The organism is Acinetobacter sp. WY4 (genome assembly GCF_018438165.1).
In the GTDB taxonomy this organism is placed as follows: Bacteria; Pseudomonadota; Gammaproteobacteria; order Pseudomonadales; family Moraxellaceae; genus Acinetobacter.
In genome coordinates this window covers 164,467-184,130 of record NZ_CP053947.1, presented here as the reverse complement: position 1 = coordinate 184,130, position 19,664 = coordinate 164,467, and the positions used below count along the sequence as shown (strand labels likewise).

Annotated in this window: 18 protein-coding genes, 7 tRNA genes and 1 pseudogene; 11 read left to right on the top strand and 15 right to left on the bottom strand. The window is 41.6% G+C overall.

The genetic code is table 11. The features are described from left to right. Nucleotides 1-61: 61 nt before the first annotated feature. A complete protein-coding gene (locus G4D73_RS00870) occupies nt 62-730 on the top strand; it encodes a hypothetical protein (RefSeq protein WP_228305176.1) in 669 nt (222 codons plus the stop codon). A gap of 205 nt (nt 731-935) precedes the next feature. Here G4D73_RS00870 and G4D73_RS00865 read toward each other — a convergent pair whose 3' ends face one another. From G4D73_RS00865 to G4D73_RS00850, 4 genes are all read right to left on the bottom strand, one after another. Further along, nucleotides 936-1,352 (bottom strand): GlcG/HbpS family heme-binding protein, encoded by a 417-nt coding sequence (locus G4D73_RS00865; protein WP_004280003.1) that lies wholly within the window; start codon nt 1,350-1,352, stop codon nt 936-938. Between the two features lie 143 nt (nt 1,353-1,495). Next, nucleotides 1,496-2,797 (bottom strand): glutamate-1-semialdehyde 2,1-aminomutase, encoded by a 1,302-nt coding sequence (gene hemL, locus G4D73_RS00860; protein WP_004280005.1) that lies wholly within the window; start codon nt 2,795-2,797, stop codon nt 1,496-1,498. A gap of 38 nt (nt 2,798-2,835) precedes the next feature. After that, nucleotides 2,836-3,456, bottom strand: a complete 621-nt coding sequence (thiE, locus tag G4D73_RS00855) for a thiamine phosphate synthase (protein WP_213687148.1) — start codon at nt 3,454-3,456, stop codon at nt 2,836-2,838. Between the two features lie 781 nt (nt 3,457-4,237). Further along, nucleotides 4,238-4,621, bottom strand: a complete 384-nt coding sequence (locus tag G4D73_RS00850) for a DUF962 domain-containing protein (protein ID WP_005104473.1) — start codon at nt 4,619-4,621, stop codon at nt 4,238-4,240. Nucleotides 4,622-4,950: 329 nt separating this feature from the next. On the opposite strand from G4D73_RS00850, the gene G4D73_RS00845 reads away from it, so the two are divergent. Together G4D73_RS00845 and G4D73_RS00840 are read left to right on the top strand one after the other, a co-directional pair. After that, complete coding sequence (locus tag G4D73_RS00845; protein WP_213687147.1) at nt 4,951-6,408, top strand: CYTH domain-containing protein; 1,458 nt, start codon at nt 4,951-4,953, stop codon at nt 6,406-6,408. A 139-nt stretch (nt 6,409-6,547) separates the two neighbouring features. Beyond that, a complete protein-coding gene (locus G4D73_RS00840; RefSeq protein WP_213687146.1) occupies nt 6,548-8,002 on the top strand; it encodes a CYTH and CHAD domain-containing protein in 1,455 nt (484 codons plus the stop codon). Between the two features lie 22 nt (nt 8,003-8,024). On the opposite strand, the gene G4D73_RS00835 is transcribed toward G4D73_RS00840, so the two are convergent. Then, nucleotides 8,025-8,657, bottom strand: a complete 633-nt coding sequence (locus G4D73_RS00835; RefSeq protein ID WP_213687708.1) for a hypothetical protein — start codon at nt 8,655-8,657, stop codon at nt 8,025-8,027. A 111-nt stretch (nt 8,658-8,768) separates the two neighbouring features. Here G4D73_RS00835 and G4D73_RS00830 point away from each other — a divergent pair, with 111 nt between their 5' ends. The 3 genes and pseudogenes from G4D73_RS00830 to G4D73_RS00820 all read left to right on the top strand — a co-directional run bounded on the left by G4D73_RS00830 (nt 8,769) and on the right by G4D73_RS00820 (nt 10,628). Beyond that, entirely contained in the window at nt 8,769-9,170 is a 402-nt protein-coding gene (locus G4D73_RS00830; RefSeq protein ID WP_004280011.1) for a DUF3144 domain-containing protein, read from the top strand. A gap of 117 nt (nt 9,171-9,287) precedes the next feature. Beyond that, a pseudogene (locus tag G4D73_RS00825) lies at nt 9,288-10,349 on the top strand (amidohydrolase family protein). Between the two features lie 12 nt (nt 10,350-10,361). Then, nucleotides 10,362-10,628, top strand: coding sequence for a hypothetical protein (locus G4D73_RS00820; RefSeq protein ID WP_155756639.1), 267 nt, complete (start codon nt 10,362-10,364; stop codon nt 10,626-10,628). 54 nt (nt 10,629-10,682) lie between these two features. Here G4D73_RS00820 and G4D73_RS00815 read toward each other — a convergent pair whose 3' ends face one another. Next, the gene (locus G4D73_RS00815; RefSeq protein ID WP_213687145.1) at nt 10,683-13,454 is read right to left on the bottom strand and encodes a M16 family metallopeptidase; all 2,772 of its coding nucleotides are present in this window, start codon (nt 13,452-13,454) and stop codon (nt 10,683-10,685) included. Between the two features lie 143 nt (nt 13,455-13,597). Further along, a complete protein-coding gene (locus G4D73_RS00810) occupies nt 13,598-14,419 on the bottom strand; it encodes a PhzF family phenazine biosynthesis protein (protein ID WP_213687144.1) in 822 nt (273 codons plus the stop codon). Nucleotides 14,420-14,538: 119 nt separating this feature from the next. On the opposite strand from G4D73_RS00810, the gene G4D73_RS00805 reads away from it, so the two are divergent. The 3 genes from G4D73_RS00805 (at nt 14,539) to G4D73_RS00795 (ending at nt 16,882) form a co-directional block, all read left to right on the top strand. Then, on the top strand, nt 14,539-15,126 hold the full coding sequence (locus G4D73_RS00805) for a flavin reductase family protein (RefSeq protein WP_195724871.1): 588 nt from the start codon (nt 14,539-14,541) through the stop codon (nt 15,124-15,126). A 117-nt stretch (nt 15,127-15,243) separates the two neighbouring features. Beyond that, the gene (gene gloB, locus G4D73_RS00800) at nt 15,244-15,978 is read left to right on the top strand and encodes a hydroxyacylglutathione hydrolase (RefSeq protein WP_213687143.1); all 735 of its coding nucleotides are present in this window, start codon (nt 15,244-15,246) and stop codon (nt 15,976-15,978) included. 502 nt (nt 15,979-16,480) lie between these two features. Beyond that, nucleotides 16,481-16,882, top strand: a complete 402-nt coding sequence (locus G4D73_RS00795) for a YkvA family protein (RefSeq protein ID WP_213687142.1) — start codon at nt 16,481-16,483, stop codon at nt 16,880-16,882. 240 nt (nt 16,883-17,122) lie between these two features. On the opposite strand, the gene G4D73_RS00790 is transcribed toward G4D73_RS00795, so the two are convergent. Beyond that, nucleotides 17,123-17,395 (bottom strand): hypothetical protein, encoded by a 273-nt coding sequence (locus G4D73_RS00790; RefSeq protein WP_213687141.1) that lies wholly within the window; start codon nt 17,393-17,395, stop codon nt 17,123-17,125. Between the two features lie 433 nt (nt 17,396-17,828). On the opposite strand from G4D73_RS00790, the gene G4D73_RS00785 reads away from it, so the two are divergent. After that, on the top strand, nt 17,829-18,032 hold the full coding sequence (locus G4D73_RS00785) for a hypothetical protein (RefSeq protein WP_004280022.1): 204 nt from the start codon (nt 17,829-17,831) through the stop codon (nt 18,030-18,032). A gap of 152 nt (nt 18,033-18,184) precedes the next feature. Here G4D73_RS00785 and G4D73_RS00780 read toward each other — a convergent pair. The 4 genes from G4D73_RS00780 to G4D73_RS00765 all read right to left on the bottom strand — a co-directional run bounded on the left by G4D73_RS00780 (nt 18,185) and on the right by G4D73_RS00765 (nt 18,967). Then, nucleotides 18,185-18,269 (bottom strand) — tRNA-Leu (locus G4D73_RS00780). 39 nt (nt 18,270-18,308) lie between these two features. Further along, a tRNA-Trp gene (locus G4D73_RS00775) sits at nt 18,309-18,382 on the bottom strand. A gap of 35 nt (nt 18,383-18,417) precedes the next feature. Continuing rightward, nucleotides 18,418-18,502 (bottom strand) — tRNA-Leu (locus G4D73_RS00770). 379 nt (nt 18,503-18,881) lie between these two features. Continuing rightward, nucleotides 18,882-18,967: transfer RNA gene (locus G4D73_RS00765), tRNA-Leu, on the bottom strand. A gap of 161 nt (nt 18,968-19,128) precedes the next feature. Here G4D73_RS00765 and G4D73_RS15580 point away from each other — a divergent pair. After that, nucleotides 19,129-19,254 carry a hypothetical protein gene (locus G4D73_RS15580; protein WP_266100013.1) on the top strand — a complete coding sequence of 42 codons (126 nt, stop codon included), beginning with the start codon at nt 19,129-19,131 and terminating at the stop codon, nt 19,252-19,254. An 80-nt stretch (nt 19,255-19,334) separates the two neighbouring features. Here G4D73_RS15580 and G4D73_RS00755 read toward each other — a convergent pair. The 3 genes from G4D73_RS00755 to G4D73_RS00745 form a co-directional block, all read right to left on the bottom strand. Beyond that, nucleotides 19,335-19,419, bottom strand: a tRNA-Leu gene (locus G4D73_RS00755). Between the two features lie 39 nt (nt 19,420-19,458). Then, nucleotides 19,459-19,532 (bottom strand) — tRNA-Trp (locus tag G4D73_RS00750). 35 nt (nt 19,533-19,567) lie between these two features. After that, nucleotides 19,568-19,652: transfer RNA gene (locus G4D73_RS00745), tRNA-Leu, on the bottom strand. Nucleotides 19,653-19,664: the final 12 nt, after the last annotated feature.

Below are 19,664 nucleotides of genomic sequence, written 5' to 3'. Positions count from 1 at the left end.
AAGCAATTGATCGAACTATAGATTAATTTAGGTAGTTAAATCATTAACCTTATTTGAAACAATGAAAATAAAAACTTACTCTTCTAAAGGCTTTATCGGAGTTTTATTGCTCATAATATTTATGGCATGGTTTGTACTTAAATGCATTCCTCTATCAGAGCAAGAACAAAATGCAAAAATTAGTAGCAAAATGGAAAGACAACGGCTTCGATTGGCTCAAGAATTTGATAGGTACACTCTAGAGGAACAAGCACGATTGCCAAAATATGATTCCCGTAAATATGCCCTAATTAAACGTAATAGCAGATTCTGGTTAATACCTAGAGAATATTTTAGTGATAATGGTTTTCATATAAGGTGGCCAAATACGGTAAATAGGCTACTAAAAAGAAATTGGGAAAATAAATCTAATAAAAAACACCCTATTGTGCGAGTCTTGATGGAGTCACGACAATTTAATGCATCTACAGGTTATGCAGGTAATGATAAATTTCTAAATGTAGAGCCATGCAAAAATGGAAATGATTGGTCTATTTGGAATGGAATAAATGTTCGGATATACCCGAGTGATGTACCTAATCTTTCAGATAGGCAGCGTTTAGATATATGTTTAACAGTATTGAAAATACTCAATGAGGAAATAAAGGAAATAAAGGAAATAAAGGAAATAAAGGAAATAAAGGAAATAAAGGAAATAAAGGAAATAAAGGAAATAAAGGAAATAAGTTAATTAACTTTAAGATTTCCTTAAATTAACATAATACACGTTATACGAAATTCTTTTGATTTCCTTTTTAAATTATAACTTTATTGTATATAGACAAGCCCACTCATTAGCGATTGGGCTTTTTAGTTGATATTTCACGTTCCACGCTTCATTTTGGTACAACTTTGAATGATTTTATTAAATTAAGCTGATCAATTTCTATTTTGGATTAGCTTTGCTTAGCCAAAAATTTCTCAATGGCTACCTGTGCAATCTCCGCATCTTCAAACGACTTCACACCCGACACACCCATCGCACCGACGAGCTGGCCTTGATACAGAATCGGTTCACCACCTTCCAACATTCCTGAGAAAGTTTCCATGGTCAGAAAACCCATCTGTCCGCCTTTGATAATATCCTCAAACAGTTTGGAGGGATGGCGACTCATAGCTGAACATTTAGCCTTTTCGACGGCCAGATTTGCAGTCATCGGTGCTGCACCATCCATACGCTTCATCGCAAGCAAATTACCCGTTTCATCTACGACTGCAATACTGACATTAAAACTGTTCTGAATGGCATATTGATGGGCTTGATCTAATAAAAATTCCGCATCGCTTAAAGTCAAATAATGTTTGGTTTGCATGAAAATGATCTCTAATTTTAAATGTAATTCCCCCTAAGCCTGAGCCATATATAGCGCAAGAATACTGGAGGAAGTCTTTAAATTTTCATTTCTATTCGATAGATGAAAGCCCTCTCCTTTAAGGAGAGGGTTTGGGAGAGGTATTACGCTTTCATCTCAGCAAAAGTTTCTTTAGCCGCTTGAATCGTGTAAGCAATATCTTCATCACTATGCGCAGCAGAAATAAATCCTGCTTCAAAAGCAGATGGTGCAAGGTTTACGCCACGATTTAACATGCCATGGAAGAATTTACGGAACGCATCGACATCGCATTTCAGCATAGAGTCGAAGCTAGTAATATCTTCCTGATCGGTAAAGTAAAGACCAAACATACCGCCCACTTGTTGGGTCTTGAATGGAATGCCTGCTTCATCAGCAGCAGTTTGTAAACCGGCGAGCAATTTTTCGAGTTGTGCGGTTAATTTTTCATAAAAACCTTCGGTACGTAAATGCTTGAACATCTCGATACCGGCACGCATTGCCAGTGGATTACCCGACAATGTACCTGCTTGGTATACCTTACCCAGTGGTGCAATACATTCCATCACTTCACGCTTGCCACCAAAAGCGCCCACTGGCAGACCTGCACCAATGATTTTACCTAAAGTGGTTAAATCCGGAGTAACGCCATAATGTGCTTGCGCACCACCCAAACCGACACGGAAACCGGTCATTACTTCATCAATGATAAACACTGAACCATGTTCATCACAGACATCACGAATCGCTTGCAGGAAACCGTCAATTGGTTTCACCAAGTTCATGTTGCCTGCGACTGGCTCAACAATCACGCCGGCAATTTCCGAACCAAATTTGGCAAAGCATTCTTTTAAAGTCGCGATGTCGTTATATGGAAGTGTCAGCGTATGTTTTGCAAAATCCGCTGGCACGCCTGCCGACGTCGCTTCCCCTTCACCACTGGTCAATAAACCTGAACCGGCTTTTACCAATAATGAATCCGAATGACCGTGATAACAGCCTTCAAATTTTACAATCTTGTCACGGCCAGTATAACCACGCGCTAAACGAATCGCGGTCATGGTGGCTTCTGTACCCGAGTTGGTCATACGCACCAGTTCAATCGATGGCATGATCTCGCAAATAATATCGGCAAGCGTGGTTTCATGAACTGTGGGCGCACCAAAGCTCAAACCGTCTACTGCGGCATCCTGAACCGCTTTAATAATCGCTGGATGCGCATGACCCAAAATCATCGGCCCCCATGAACCTACATAGTCCACATAACGTTTGCCATCGACATCATACAGATACGCACCTTGGGCTTTTTCGATAAAGACCGGCGTCCCACCGACACTATTAAATGCGCGTACAGGTGAATTGACGCCACCCGGGATATGTTTATTGGCTTGTTTGAACAATTGTTCTTGCTTTGGAGATAAGCTCATGAAGGCACTCGACTCAAAATTAAATCAATCAAAAAATTTTATGCTGTAGCTTGAAAAAGCGCAGACCATTCATCTAAACGTTCAGGAATGGCATTCATAGGAAGTCCCAATATATCACTAATCACCGCGCAATAATCCGCACCTGACTCAATGACATCCTTTGAATTTTCAACCGTTAAACCGCCGATGGCACATAAAGGTACATTGAATTTCTCTTTGGCCAGTTTTAAGGTTTCCAGACCAATATTACCGGCTTCTGGCTTGCTGTCAGTGGCATAGATTGCGCCGAATGCCACATAATTTGCACCATCAGCAATGGCCTGTTCAGCCAGCTCAAGTGAGTTATTACAACTACGGCCAATCAACACGCCTTTAGGCAAACGTGCTACAGCATCGACAATAGAACCATCATCCTGGCCTAAATGCACACCCACGCCGTATTTAACCGCCATTTCAAGATCATCATTAATCACGAAAGGTACACCATATTCAGCACACATGGCTTTCATATACTCGATTTCGTAAATTTGATCTTCTTTCGCCACTTTTTTACGACGATATTGCAAGACCGCAACACCACCATTGGCCATGGCACCTTCTAACTTTGCCAACAAAAGCTCTAAGGGATCATCATTGGTAATTAAATATAAACCGCGCATTTTGCTCGCCACTTGCTAGGATGGCTCTATTATAGGCATAACTCGGTTTAATTGCCGCCATCTTGCTGTTTCTGAGACCAGGTAGCAACAGATTTGCAGTTTTTTAGCACAATTTATCAATTAAATCTTAAATATCACCATTTTCAGGGATATACGGACTTTCAAATCTGCGTTTTAATGGCCTTATAACAATAATTATAACGTGTTAATGCTTACGCCCTCCGACAAACGCTTTTAGGATTTTGCAGATAACTTGGTGGAGAAGTTGCAAAATTCTAAGAGCGATTTTTTTGTCTTTTTTCGTGCCTGGCTCAAGCGTACTCAAATTAATTAATATTAAAAATACCCATTTTCAGGGATAGCCCAATCGGCACGAAGCGTCTTAAATAGCCTTAGACACAGAAAATAAACAGAAAAATAAATACCTGTGTTTGTAATACCCGATCCTTTCTGGTTTTGAGTCATTCGTTTGTGGGGAAACGTTTCAAAGCCAGAAAGGATCTTTTACTTTCAGCACAAATCCACATGAATTCTTCTATGAATATTTACACAATAGCATGAGCAAAATCTTGAACATTTATTGGTAGCAAACAGGCATAAAAAAAGCCCGGAGAAGGTCGCTCCAGGCTTGGAAAACTGATGTATTAATTAAAATATAATGGTTGATCAAAAAACCTAATCTGCAATACCATAATTATTAGAATAATAATTCTAGACTTGCAAGGCTTTTATCGAAATTTCATGCTTTAAGTGGGCACATTCCGATAAAAGTCATTCTGGCTTAACTGGAAATTTTATCGTATTTAAGGTCGATCAGACTGATATTACCACGCAGGACATCGGCAAACATGCGCCAGTCCGAGATAAAGCTATATACAGGCTGTTTGAAGCTGGCTGGTTTATTGCGCTCAAAGATAAAATGACCGACCCAGGCACAGGCATAGCCCGAGAGTAAACCATATGCAAAATATCGCGGCTTGCCTTGACGAATGGCTTTGGCAAAACAGTATAAACCGATGCTACTGCCGGCCACGTGCAGACGGCGGCTAATAATATGCCGATGCTCAGTCAAATAGAAGCGATAAAATTCATGATAGTTCTTAATCGGCATCTGGGGCTGAACCATCACCTCATTCTTACTTTCTGGTTGTACTTGTACATTCATCTGTCATCATCCTGACGTTTTTTGTTTTACCTTAGCGTATATTTTAGCCAAATAACAGCCTTTTGATGCGCGCTTCAATGCATCTTGAACATCCCCGTGAAGGCCTGAATCCGATCGTTTTAGTCTAAAATGAACCGATGAAATTTAATCTTAAAACTTCTGTTTAAGCTTTTTATGTTCAGTCAAGTCTTACATGCATTTTGATTTTGGTTACAATCTGCTGCGCACAAATCTAAAAATATAATTGCGGCTGCTGTCCGCCTAATTTAAGAACCTTATTCAAGTGAAGATTCAGTACTTAATTGCACTGAACAGATAGGATGATCATCATGGTTGAAGTTGAACTCAAGTTCCAAATTCCTGTGGCACGACGCACTGCGCTGCTCAAGGCACTTGATCCGAAAAAGTCTCAACAGATCCAGCTTCAAGCCAAATATTATGATACTACCGACCGCCAACTGGCCCGGCATGGGGTGGCACTGCGTCAGCGTCTGGAAGGTACACGTTGGGTGCAAACGCTAAAAGCGGCCGGAAAAAGCCATATCGAACGCTTTGAACATAATCATGATCTAGGGAAATTAACCGCATCTCCTGAACTGGATTTAGATATTTATAAAAAATTTCCAGAAGCCGGGGCAATTCTCAGCAATGCACTCGGCAATCAGTTCGACCAGCTCCAACTCCAGTTTGAAACCGATATTTCCCGTACGTTAAGGGTGATTGACTATGAAGACACCCAGATCGAAGTCAGCCTGGATATTGGGCTTATCCGCACACAGGATGCCGAACAAGAAGTACATGAAGTCGAGTTCGAGCTTAAAAATGGTTCAATTCAACATCTGCTGGCGTTTAGTTTTGAATGGGTCAAGAAATATCAGCTCTGGCTCGATGTACGCAGCAAGGCTGAAATAGGCAATTTACTGGCGACTTCACAGCGCGTCAGTCCTGCGACCCTCAGCAAAGAATTTCAGATCAGCAAAAAAGACAGCGCCAGTAAAACCATGTGCAGTCTGATTGCACAGCAGATGCAGCATTTATTGCCGAATATCGCGGCGATTGCAGCTCAGGTTGCAGAGCAGGAACATATTGATCAGGCACGACTGGCACTAGATCACTTATATCTGACCTTGCTGCTATTCAAAGACTGGCATCCACAGCTTTCGGATAAATGGGCACATCAACTGGCGGCCTTTAAGCAGCAATTTGAACATCTGCAACATTTGCAGCATATGCAAAACAGCTTGGCCGGCTTCCTGCAAAATCCAACCACGGCAGAAAATCTGAGCAAAGATATTCTGTATGCGCAGGAGAAACTCGGTAATCTGGTCAAATCCACCCAGAATGTGCATCATTATCTGGAATTGCTGATGTTCAGTTTAAATGAAAATGAGCATGCCTCGCTGGACCTGAAAACTGCTGCGCAAACTACCTTGCAACAGCAATATAAAGCCTTGCAGGAACAAATGAACCAGACCGATATCACTGATTTTGAAAGTCTGGATCAATTATCTGGCCGGATTCAGGAACTCAAATTCAGCTTTCCGATTTTAACCACGATCTATGATGTCAAAAATTTGCAGAAATACAGCAAAGCGCTGAATGATGCACAACTGGCAGCCAGTGAATATCAAACTTTGGCCTCTTCTGCAGTTTATATTCAGCAGACTGAACTGGAAGCAAGTGACTGGTTTGTGCTGGGCTGGCTGACCGCCAAACAAGAAGTTTATGCGCAAAAACTGCTTGAAGCGACCGAACAGTTCCTGGTCAGTCGTAAATTCCTGAAATAAAAATATTGAAATAAATATCACGAGAAACACTCAAAGCACGCCTTCTATGGCGTGCTTTTTGTTGCAGAAGCACATCACACCCCTGCCGATCTTTGGGCTATATTAATCTGTAAAACCAACATCGCGGAGGAATGACCCGATGGCAGAAATAGAACTCAAATTCCAGATTCCGCCACAGTCTCGTATGCAATTTGAACAGGACATTCAGAAACTTCAGCCGACTCGGCATCGTCTATGTGCACGCTACTTTGATACTGAAGCGCAACAATTACAACAACATCAGATTGCCCTGCGGCAACGTCTGGAAGACCAGCAATGGATTCAAACCCTGAAAGCAGCGACTGAACAACAATTTGAACGTTTTGAACTTGAGCATGAATTAAAAAGTCCTCCGGAACATTGTGATTTTCAGTTATATCGCAAACATAAACCGGCCAAAAAAATCCTGAAACAGGCGCTCGGTGATCTGGAGACACCGCTTATTCTGCAATTTGAAACAGATGTCGTACGGTATGTACTCACAGAAAGTCATCTGGACAGTAAGATTGAAATTGCCTTTGATGTCGGAGAAATTCGACACAATGATCAAGCCATCGATATTTATGAAGTCGAATTTGAGCTTAAATCCGGCCAGCTGAGTGAATTGATTGATTTCATTCACCCCTGGGTTCAGCGTTATGCTTTGTGGCTGGATACACGGAGCAAATCGGAACGCGGTTATGCCTTATTACATGATGAAGAGAGTCTGCCAGTTCAGCATCAGCTTCCCTTAGTGCTTGAACAGAAAGATCAGATCAGTACGATTTTGCAAAAGATTGTCACCAACTGTCTGGCTCATCTTTTCCCAAATGCGACGGCGATTGCTGCAGAAAATTATAATAGTGATCATGTGCATCAGGCACGTGTTGCGATTCGACGTTTGCGCAGTGCCTTTAAAATTTTCCAGTCCGTAACTGAACATGTACAGCCAGAATGGCCAGAACAGCTACGGGATATTTTCCAGCAACTGGGTTCTACCCGAGATCGCGATGCCTTGGCAGAAAGCCTGATTCCACAACTAGAAAAAGCAGGTTCCCCCTTACTGAAATTACCACCACACCGACAAAAACAACCAGATATCAGTACACTGTTCAGAAGTCCTGCCACAGTAGAATTAATGCTGCAACTATTCAGCTTTAGCCAAGAAAATACAGAGGGTAAAGCCAAGTCTTCGCATAAAATTTTGTGTAAAGGCCTGAGCAAGCTGCATCAGCAAATCTGTCAGGATGCCGAGAACTATCAAGAACTGGATATTGAATCCCGGCATCGCACACGCAAACGGGTCAAACGCTTACGCTATAACGTAGAATTCTTGCAAAGCTTATTTCCTGAAAAAGAGGTTAAAGCCTATCTAAAAGCCTTAAAACCCTTGCAGGAAAGTCTCGGGCATTATAATGACCTATTTGTAGCAGACGAATTATTTAGACCTTATGTCAAACAACAAGCCAAAGCCTGGTTTGTGCTGGGCTGGATAAGTGCAGAACAGCAGCGTTTGTCGAGCGAAGCAGCAGAACGTTTACAGCAGTTTGCTGACAATACCAAGCCCTTCTGGTAAGACCGGGCTTGGTCAAACTGTGCTAGCGATATTTGCCGAATACTTTCCAGGTATTATTATCTGCCAGAGGATCGTTATAACTGTCGCTGCGTTGCTTGCGTGGCTTATCACGTGCATCGACCAGCTCAAAATGTGGCTCAACACTCAGCACGATTCCATTGACATAAAAACGGGTGCGCGTATATTCGCTCTGGCCATGCTGAAATACATAAGTGCGTAAATCCACAAACTCACGGTGTGCCACCAACGCTGCGGTATCGTCACTCTCGAGCCACTGCCGCATGGCTGCGACCTGCTCGGGTTCGAACTGGCCGCATTTTTCGATCAGGCTGGCGACCCCACGAAAAGTTTTGGATTCCTTGGCGCGGGTTTTATTAATGCGAATCCGGTCAACATGAAAATAAAACAGCGGCAAGTTTAAATGACTCGGCAGATGGATCGCATCCAAGATTTCATCTTCCATAAAAGGCTGAAACAGATCCTGTGCCCTTTCAATCAGCCCGAGCCACTGGCTATAGTATTCATCTACCTGTGACTGGCTGCCATAATAAATCGGCAAGCCTTCAACATTGGCTAGATTTGCCGGTGGCCAAATATTCTGGCGCAATAAGGCAATATCACTTTTTAGGCTTTGTACTGCAATCGCATCCTGCATGGCATTCACTTTTATATGCTTAGGCTATTTTTTAGATTAAGGCAAAGGTTTAGTTTCTGCAAGGCTTTGCCTATAATTAACGATTGAGATTTTAGTGTTAGGAACAAATTCATGGTTCAAAAGATTGAAGCAACCGATGTAACCGAAGAAGAAGCGTTAAATGCGGCATTCTTTGAACGTGCTGATGAATTTATTCAACAAGCCAACGAGTTTTGTCGCGTAGAAAAAGGCTCACAGGAAAAACCGAGCGATAAGCGCGGTCAAGTCAGTGCGGCGATGTTATTTGGTACTGCCCGTTTCAATACCTGGGTGGCAGCGAATAACTTTAAAGATGGGAATGAAATGCGCGATGCCAAAGATCAGGTCATGTCTTATATCTTGCAGCAATTTCAAATGATGCTGGAAGATAACTATGATGAATACTGTGAACAGTTCGAAAACTATTTGCGTTTCCGTCACAATGAAGAGTTTCATGCCAACAAGCATAACCATGATCACAAGCACGATCATTGATTAAAAATGAAAAGCCCTACGGGGCTTTTTTTATTTGCCGTCATTTATCATATTGACTTTAAAGTGATTTAAGCACTATATAAGTTGAATAATAAATAAACTAAAACAAGGCATAGCATGCAGCAACTTCCCTTCCCGATCATTGACCCGCATATTCACCAATGGGATCCGTATAATACCCCACATGCGGCAGCGCTCGCGGTAAAGCTGTTTGGCAAACATCCCAGGCTGCTGGATAAAATGGTTCGGCTGTTAAAACCCAAAGATGTGATTGAGACGATTGGATTGACCCAGCACCTGACCTCACCTTATCTGCCTGCAAATTACAAGAAAGATGCAGGCAGATAAGGTGAGCAAGTTGTGCATGTCGAAGCCAGCTGGCATGACCAACAAGGCACAGGCGTCGTGAATGAAACCCGTTTTATCGCTGGACTTCCTTTTGATCAGCATAATATCCGGCTAGGTGGGATTGTCGCCACGGCGGACCCACGACAGAAGAACTTCAAGCAACTGATTCAACTACATCGAGAAGCTTCTCCCAAGTTTCGCGGCATCCGTAAAATGGCTGCGGTACATCCGGATAAAGGGATTCATGCCTGGGCCAATGAACCGCATCTCTATCGCAACAAAAATTTTCTGAAAGGCTTTGAGGAACTGGCCAAGCAAGATTTAAGCTTTGATGCCTGGGTATATTCTCCCCAGATTGCGGATGTTACTGCGCTGGCCAAAGCCTTTCCAAACACCCCTATTGTGCTGGATCATCTGGGTACGCCCGCAGGTTTATTTGGCAAAGTGGGCAAAGCTACAGGCAAGACCGAACAAGATCGCACCCAGATATTTGCAGACTGGAAAGATCAGTTGGCAGAACTGGCCGAATGCAAAAATGTATCGACCAAAATGTCTGGTCTGTTTATGCCAGTCTTGGGACATGATTTTCACACGCAGAAACGGCTGGCAAGTAAACAGGAATTAGTGGAACGTGCCGCACCCGTGATCCAGCATACTTTAGACTGTTTTGGTTCTGGGCGCGTGATGTTTGCATCCAACTTTCCAATGGACAGTGTCAGTAGCTCACTCACCAACATTATTGATGCCTTTAGCGATATTGTGCAGGACTACAATGAAAATGCCTTAAAGTCGATTTTTTATGAAAATGCTAAACGTTTTTATCGACTTTGAGTAGATGAGGACATGCTAAGTTGGATAACAGATTCCAGTCTAAATACGCCTTCAGGCAAAGGACTTTGTATTTTACTCACTATTATTTCAAGCTGGATAACGTCTTATTATTATCAAGTGGCGATCCATCATCCTTTTGATCAAGATATTGCTTTCGTTTCAACTTTGATTGGCTGTGGAATATTGATTTTCCTTCTTATTGTATCTGTTTGGAGTCTGCTCCTATCTATCCTTGCAAGCTTAACTGGAGGGATTGTTTTTAGTCATAGAGCAACCTAAAGCATAAAACTAAAATAAAAAAATCCCCTCACTTGAGGGGATTTTTTATCAACACTATGATGTTTTAACTTGCTTACCGTACTGATCAGCCATCACTTCCACCAGCTGGTCCGGCTTGATGTATTTTTTGATCATGGCATCAATATCGGCTTTGCTCAGTTGAGCAATCGCCTGATCACGTTTTTCCCGGTAAACCAGATTACGGTCTTTTTCCAGCTGTGGAATCAGCATAGTATGAATACGGCGATCATCCTCGAGTGCGGTTAGACGCTGTTTCAAGATACTGGCTTTTGCCGCTTCGACTTCCTGTTCAGTCACGCCACGTGTCAGCAGTTCATTCAGTACCTTATGCACTGCCTGAGAAACCTGTGCGGATTTTCCAGCTGTATAATTGGCACTAATCATCATGGCGCCCACATCTGCCCATTCATCGAGTTGCACATCTGCACTAAAACCATAGACTAGTGCATTTTTCTCGCGTAGCTCTTGTGCCAGTCGTGACGATAACTGTGAATCACCCAGAATATATCGAAATACCTGTAATGCAGGTACATCGGCATGATCTGCGCCGACCGGCATGCTCATGAATGCCTGATAACTCCCGAATTCACGCTGCTCGGACAACGCATGAATTTTCTGGGCTGGGTAGCTTCGATATTCCGATTTCAGACGCTCATAAGGCTGTGCCGCTTTCCAGTCTGAGAAACTATTTTTCAGGTTTTTTTGCATCGATTTCGGATTAAATTCGCCCGTAACCGCGATTTGCGCATGTTGGGTTTTTAAAAACTGCTGATACAGTGCCACAACCTGTTCGCGAGTCGCTTTCTGATACTGTTTTTTGGCCAGTTCAGGCTCGAAATGGAAACGCAGATCGCCAGGCTGATAGATCTCGAGAGTTCGCGCCATCGTCAAGCTCGACACGGTATCTGGTTCAGTATAAGGACGATCCAGACTGGATAAAGTCTGCCCCTTGATCAAGTCAAACTGGCTTTGCTCAAATGCCGGCGTTTTCAGCACATCAACCACATACTGGAAAAATTCTTCAAACTTTTCTTTTTTGGCGCTGATCTGCAAGGTCAGGCCATTACCGGATGCACTGGCAGTCGCCGAACCGCCTACTTCAATAATTTTATCGGCAATCTGCTGCAAGCTTTGGGTTTTCGATGAGCGCAACATTAAATAAGCGGTCAGATCAAGAATCTCGCCTTTATTCATCAGACTTTGAGCGGTACCAAAATCCAGTGAAATTGTGGCATAGACTTTATCATCGCGTGTAGTCGTCGGAAACAGCGCGTATTTAATGCCATTTTTCAACTTGCCACGCTGAATCTGTTTGTCTTTACTATGCAAATACTGTTTGGACTGCTGTATATATTGTTTTACTTCAGCCTGATAGACACTGACATCTTTCAGAGGCTCTTCTGTTTCAGCCTGCTGGTCCAGGGTTTTTGCCGGTGCTTCTGTTTGTGCCAGTTCCTGCGCTTTTTTCTGATCTTCCGGGGTAGGTAAAATATTGCCAGAAATCCGGTATTCAGGTCTTAAAAAACTCTTATAAACCTGATTGACCTGATTCACATTCAGGTTTTGAATCGCGTTCAGATCTTTAAAATACTGGCTCCAGTCACCCGAATACGTCACTGCATAATCGCTTAAACGCGAACCCAAAGCAGTCGCACTATTTTTAATATTGTCGGCCTGATTTCGGGTCAGATTTTTAGCCCGGTTTAATTCTGCTTCGGTAAATGGCTGGCTCTGTTCGACGCCTTGAATCAGCCCCTGCTCTATCGCCTGTGCCTGATGATTCGGGGCATAGATTGCCCCCATAAACACCAGATTAAAGTCTTTATCCAGCCAGGTGCTGGATTGCACCGCAGTCGATTTTCCAGTTTCCACCATATTCTGATAGAGATGTCCACTTGGCTGCAAAGTATAGAGCGTTGGCGAAACAGCCAAAGCCGTTTTAATGCTTTCTTCGGATTGATTCAAATAAAGATTAAACTTGGCCAGATCACTGCCTTTCTTTACTGTAAATTCACGCTGTTTGATTTGCTCTGGTTTAAGCGCTGGGACTTTCACTTGCGCTGGTACATTTCGGGATTGAATCGGACTGAAATGCGTATCCAGCTGTTTTAAGACTTCGGCCTTATCAAATTTGCCCGAAATGACCACAAAGGCATTATTCGGTGCATACCATTGACGGTAAAAATGGTTTAGTTCCTGCATATTGATTGATTGCAGCTCATTTAGGTCACCAATCGGCAAACGGCCTAAATACTGATTGCCATAAGCAGATTTAAACACCTGATCGATCAATACTGAAAATGGCTGATCCAGACGAATTTCACGCTCGCGTTTTACAATATCAATTTCAGTCGGTACATATTTTTCCTGAAGCACCAGCTTGTCCATGCGTTCGGCTTCGAGAAAAATGACTTCACTCAGCGCAGTTTTTTCAGGACGGATCACATTGGTATATTTGGTCGAGTAATAGTCGGTACTGGCATTAGTCATCAAGGTATATTGATCCAGTCGACGCTGGAATTCATCCCCTTTGACATTTTCTGTGCCTTTAAAGGCCAAATGTTCCAGCAGATGGGCCAGTCCGCCCTTGCCCTGAGGATCATTCAGGGAACCGGTCAGATAGACCGTATTCATAAAAACTTTATTTTCTTTATCATTCGGTGCCAGGATAATGCGCAGTCCATTATCCAGTCGGTATTCTTCAATATTCTGTTCCGTTTTCACCAAAACAGGCTGTGCAAAACTTAGTACACTACAGCCAGACAATATAATAGCCAGACTTAAATTTTTATAACGTAGCAACATTCTTCATCCAAATTATAAATATAAATTTTTATTCGCGCCCATCTTAGAGAATGATTCTTTTTCTGAATAATCTATTCCAAGCCGAACCATCAAAATAACATGCCGCCTCACCTGACGACATGTAGTTCTATGTAATTAAAAAATTAAAGATAAATTTCAGCTTGCATATATAATTTTCCATAACCGGAAATTTCAATTCGATCCTGATCTTGCAAGGCACAATATAGCACCCCACCACGCGCTGATGCCTGATAGGCGACCAGTTCATTTTTACCCAGTTTTTCGGCCCACAGCGGTGCAATTCCGGTGTGAATTGAACCTGTTACCGGATCTTCATTGATGCCATTACTCGGTGCAAAATAACGTGAAATACAGTCATATTGCATGTCTTGTGAGGTGATCGCGACGTCTAGATAAGTATTCTGAGCAGTAATGGCTGTACGCTTACCATTCAACTGTTTCAACAGTTCAAAATCAGGTGTTTCATCCAGCACATCCTGTACCGATTCATATTCAACAATATAGCCCTGCGCGTTCAGATAAACCTGTTTAAACGGTTTGCTCAAGGCCTGTCTTAAAGCTTCAGGATATTCAGCAACTGGCTCTGCACGACGAACTGGAAAGTTCATTCTGATCTTGCCATCTGCATCCTGATTGACTACAAAAATGCCTAAGTCTTTTACATGAAAATGAATCGTTTTCCCCGTATCAAATTGATTGAATAGTACAAAGCTGCTGGCCAATGTCGCATGACCACAAAAATCCACTTCCTTGGTTGGCGTAAACCAGCGGATGGCATAATTATCGCTATCGATGACTTTAACAAAAGCCGTTTCGGACAGATTATTTTCCAAGGCGATATTTTGCATCAGACCATCTTCGAGCCATTCATCCAGCACAATCACGGCTGCAGGATTGCCTTTAAACAGTTCCGTGGTAAACGCATCGACCTGGTACATTTTCATTTTTTGAATTCCTGAATATAACGATCTCTAGTTTAAAAGCTTTTTTGCAAGAATGAACTTGAATATGTTAATGATCTCATTAATCTGGCCTAGTAAATAAATAGAGCAAATGGTGCTGCATGACAAACTCCCATATTCAAAGCGTTCCCTTAGAAAAAGCTTATCGTCTGATTACCCATGGCCCTACTGTACTGGTATCTGCTCAAGATCAGCAGGATACAGATGTTATGGCAGCAGCCTGGGCATGCGCATTGGAATTCAGCCCCGCAAAAGTGACTGTGGTTCTGGATAAAAGCACCAAAACCCGAAATATTATTGAAAATTCAGGTTATTTCGCGCTGCAAATTCCAACATTGAAACAACTGAATATGGTCTATCGTCTGGGTACGCAGAGCCTGCATGATGTGCCGGACAAACTGGCACAATCCGGAGTAGAACTATTTCATTTTCCTGATGCTGATATTCCTGTAGTACAAGGCTGTGCGGCCTGGATACTCTGCGAGCTGATTCCTGAGCCGCATAACCAGCAAATGCATGACCTGTTTATAGGCAAGGTGATTGCAGCCTATGCCGATGATCGGGTCTTCCGCGACGGCCACTGGCATTATCATGAAGTGGCTGAAGAGTGGAAAAGTATTCATCATGTAGCCGGCGGGCATTTTTACACCATCGGCAATGCGGTGAGCATTGATGATCCGGAATTATAAATTTTTCAAATTTGGAATAAATGAAAGTAATCGCGGATGATCAGACGATATCAACCAGCACCAGAGTATCCGAAATTATGCTACTTTATCTATAATCTTCATTTGATGTGATGTGCTATGACACCCTTTAAAATTCACTGTATTGATGTCCAGAATTCACTGCAAAATTATATCTGGTTGCTTGAACATACCGCGTCGCATCAGGTGGCTGTGATTGATCCAACCGAAGCAGAATTGGTACAAGACTATTGTGCCGAACACGGTTTAACTGTAAGTCAAATCTGGCTGACTCACTGGCATAAAGATCATATTGGCGGTGTGCCGGGGTTAATCCAAGGAAAAAATCTGCCTGTGTATGGCCCACGGGCAGAATTAAGCAAAATTCCGTTTATCACCCATCCGCTTGAGCATGAAGAACAGTTTAATTTTCATGGAATAGATATCCAGGTAATTGCTGTACCCGGGCATACACTCGGCCATATTGTTTATTTTATTGATGCAATTGATGTGCTGTTCTGCGGCGATACCTTATTTGCCATGGGTTGTGGCCGGGTTTTTGAAGGAACCTTTGAACAGATGTATCATTCTCTGTCCCGTCTGGCTGCCTTGCCGCCGCGCACGCAGGTGTATTGCACTCATGAATACACTCTGTCAAATGCACAGTTTGCCAAACACGTTGAACCGGACAATTCGGCAATTCTGGAACGCTTCGAGCAGATCGAGCGTTTGCGTATACTAGGCCAGTGCACGCTGCCAAGTAGTATTGAAGATGAATTGCAAACCAATCCTTTTCTGCGCGCAGAAAGCGTGGAAGAATTCCAGCGTTTAAGAACCCTGAAAGATCAGTTTTAAACCGGATTCAAAGCTGAAGATCAATGCTTCAGCCGACTTACTTATTTGTCATTTGCGATGCATAGAATGTTATTGAAAGGCACGTACAAATTTTGCACAAATTGGAATAAGTTGAATCTCCATCTAAAAAATGTCTTTCTGTGCCATTTTTGCTTTCTTATAATTAATCAAGTCCTCTATTTTTTTAGAAACCAATTTCAGTTCCAACACATGAAATAATGACTTATAAATAACAGGATGATATTGATTTAAATTAGAGAAATTCGTGGAACATTGCTTAAATAATCAGCATGGAACCTAATAAATTATTTAAAAAGCCCAATTTACTTGAATTGGGCTTTTAAAAAACTATAAAGATATGATTTATATATAATAAAAAATAGAATTTCGGATAACGTGTATTATGTTAATTCTAGAAAATCGTAATAGGATAATAAAAATCTATATTGTTTTAAGAAAACTCTCTTATGATTAAATCTCTATAGTTCTTTTAATATTTGCTATGTATCAAAGAATCAAACAATGGGCTAAATCAATCAAAAAAGACATCTTGGTTGTTTGGCTTATTGCAAAAGACAAGCGAACGCCCAATTCTGTAAAGCTTTTAGCTTTAATTATTGCTGCCTATGCCTTCTCACCAATTGATTTAATTCCAGATTTTATTCCCGTACTGGGGTATTTAGACGATATTATTATTGTACCTTTAGGTATTTTATTAGTTATCAAGCTTACCCCACAAAACATTATAGATGATTGTAGAATTCTTGCAGAAACCTTAGTTGAAAGGCCTATAAACTGTTGGGCCGCAGGAATTATTATCCTGATATGGCTTGTAGTATTGGGATATTTAACCATGTACTTCATGAACGATTCACTGTCTATACTGTCTATTTTTAACAAGTGAGATTTAGATACCCTCTCTCATTTGCACCCATTTAATATAATGGGCATTATTCAAAATTAAACTGTAAACCAAAATAGAAATAAAATGTCTGCTTTCAGAGCATGACATTAGTTCTGTCGTTCAACTTTAAAAGTGACATTGGCCATGTCGATCCCGAATGATGATATGTAGGATAGCAGTAACTAGTTTCTTGGATTCTATTCACTAAAACTGACAACGTATGTATCGCATGAAGCAATGTTAAAGAATCTGGTTACTTTGTGCATAAGCATCCAGTTCACCTTGAGTCACGACACGCACCGCCTGCATTTCATCAATACGTACCAGTAGCAAGCCACCTAAAGCAGGCTGATAACGACGGGCACTGCCGAAAGGCGTATAGGCCACTTTCGACTGAATACTAAAGCTCAACCAGTCTTCATGTCCCAACATCACAGCAACCGGATCAAGTCCCTGCTGCTGCATTAATTCAATTTGCTGATTCACATAGTCTTCAATGGTTAATTCAGTCATGGTGCGGGTATTCAGTTTGAGAATTACATTTCAGACAGTATAAAGCATGCAAATCGAGCTGAAGATCAGAAAACCAGCAGCCGGTATTCTTTTAATAAATAAGTCGATTGGATTTTAATTTTCTCATTCTAGATCTGAAATTTTCTATTTCATACGATTGATAAAATTAGGAAATAACCTGTTTCACTAATAAGCTATTGAATTAGAAAATTAATTATCCAAATTTATAGCTTATAAAAACTTAATATTTAGTTACAACCTATTCAATATGATAAAAATCATTTACTTAACGTTTAAATTGATTTTTTCTTAATCAACCGATGTTCACTATATACACAAATTCATTTAAATTAATTTAAATAAAGGCATTTGCCCTTTAAAAGATAATTTTTCACCCTTATTTAAGATTTAACAATGATGAAGGAGTGATCTCGTGAAAAAAGTGGTTAAAGCGAAAAATTTGATTGCATTTCGACTATGGTTAGAAAAATTGGGATATTCGGTACGCACCCTGGCGGATGATCGTGGTTTCAGTTTCAGCTTCAAGAAAGAATATGGCCTGGTGACCTGTGATCTGGCAGGTAATGCTCTGGCACTACAGTTAGGCGAGGAATTTGAAGATCATTTAAAAGCCTGATTGCTTCTATTTAAGAGAAGAAAAATAAATTAATCTTTCCACTGATTCAACAGCGCTATTCTCCAGTTATTCAGCCCATTTCGATGGGCTTTTCTTTGTTTAGTAAATTTGAGGCAATAAAAAAGCAAGGCATTAGCCTTGCTTTAATATGATGGTGGGGACGGAGAGACTCGAACTCTCACACCTCGCGGCGCTGGAACCTAAATCCAGTGCGTCTACCAATTTCGCCACGTCCCCATCAGGGTACCAACTTAGCGTTGGATTTCTTTCAAACTTTGGCAGAGGATCAAGGATTCGAACCTTGACGAACGGTTTTGGAGACCGTCATGCTACCATTACACCAATCCTCTACTTCCACCCAATATCCAGTTACTCAAATATTGATTGGTGGGGACGGAGAGACTCGAACTCTCACACCTCGCGGCGCTGGAACCTAAATCCAGTGCGTCTACCAATTTCGCCACGTCCCCAATGGCTGTGTATATTATAGAGATAGACCGGCATTGACAAGCGATTTTACAAGCAATCACAATCTATTCCGCTATAAAATAAACAGTTAGTTCTATTTTTAATTTTTTATAAAATATATGCCGAAAATTTGATTCATTTTAGGATATGACTGTCGATTCGTTGTTTTTAATCATTTCGATTCAATTCCAATATTTCAAATTAAAACTCAAATGAATTTCTAATCTTGATCAACATAGGCATTCAGAATACTGAAACTATTATTGATAAATAATGTCTGAACCAGTGCTTGAAATCAGAATACAATACCGCATAAATAACACCAGTTTTACCAAATTTCAGACAATAAAAAAGCAAGGCACTCGCCTTGCTTTAATATGATGGTGGGGATAGAGAGACTCGAACTCTCACGCCCGGAAGGCGCTGCGACCTGAACACAGTGCGTCTACCAATTCCGCCATATCCCCATGGCTGTGTATATTATAGCGATCAGACCTGATTCACAAGTAGTTCTGCAAAAAGCTAAATACTTTTATATCAAAAATTAAGCAGTTAATTCATTATTGAGCAAATAATGCTCTATTTAGACCAACATATAAAATTGATGAACACAATGGAACTGATCCATATGACATTTAAATTATTCAATATGCAGATTGCATGCAATACCATGAAATTTGCTAAAGTTCTGCCCTTGCATGATCATTCGCTGGAGAATTTAAATCCAGAACGCATTGATGTTCATCAACCATGACAGCAAAAATCTGGTACTAAAAAACCGCCCTTAAATTTCAGGCAATAAAAAAGCAAGGCACTCGCCTTGCTTTAATATGATGGTGGGGACGGAGAGACTCGAACTCTCACACCTCGCGGCGCTGGAACCTAAATCCAGTGCGTCTACCAATTTCGCCACGTCCCCATCAGGGTACCAACTTAGCGTTGGATTTCTTTCAAACTTTGGCAGAGGATCAAGGATTCGAACCTTGACGAACGGTTTTGGAGACCGTCATGCTACCATTACACCAATCCTCTACTTCCACCCAATATCCAGTTACCCCAATATCGATTGGTGGGGACGGAGAGACTCGAACTCTCACACCTCGCGGCGCTGGAACCTAAATCCAGTGCGTCTACCAATTTCGCCACGTCCCCAATGGCTGTGTA